The 477-nt window shown below is 29.8% G+C and carries 1 pseudogene; it reads right to left on the reverse strand.

The features are described 5' to 3' along the window. Positions 1-477 (reverse strand): annotated as a pseudogene (locus tag AJN60_RS08380) (hypothetical protein); the annotation flags it as partial.

Genomic DNA, 477 nt, shown 5'->3' on the forward strand with positions numbered 1-477 from the left:
TATAAAGCCCAAATGATTCTACCTTCTTCATCAAGAGCAAATTTATATCGATTTAAATCAATCACCCAATCTACTCCCATAATCTCATCTATAAAAGGAAGCATACCAAATTCATCAGGCTGTATAGTTTTAGCTAAATCTTTTACTAATTTAGCCCTTAAAGGATTTTTATGTATCCCTGCCATACCTATTTCTAAAAGATTATCAGCATAATTATAAATTCCTCTTTTTATACCTAATTCTTCATATCCTCCACCTGTGAGTTGAATATATAAAATAAAACATTGTATCATTCTGGCATTAAAGCCATGATTTTTAGAACGCACAAAATATTCAGGTTTTCCTAGTATTCCTGCTGCTATACCCCATTCTTGTCTAAAAAGAGAAGATTTTAAGGTTTCTTTATTATTGCTAACTTCATCATAAATATAAGCGTATTCTTCATTGATTAAATTTCCTTTTTCATCTACATTAGCA

It is taken from the genome of Campylobacter sp. BCW_4323, from assembly GCF_001763115.1.
GTDB lineage: Bacteria > Campylobacterota > Campylobacteria > Campylobacterales > Campylobacteraceae > Campylobacter_D > Campylobacter_D jejuni.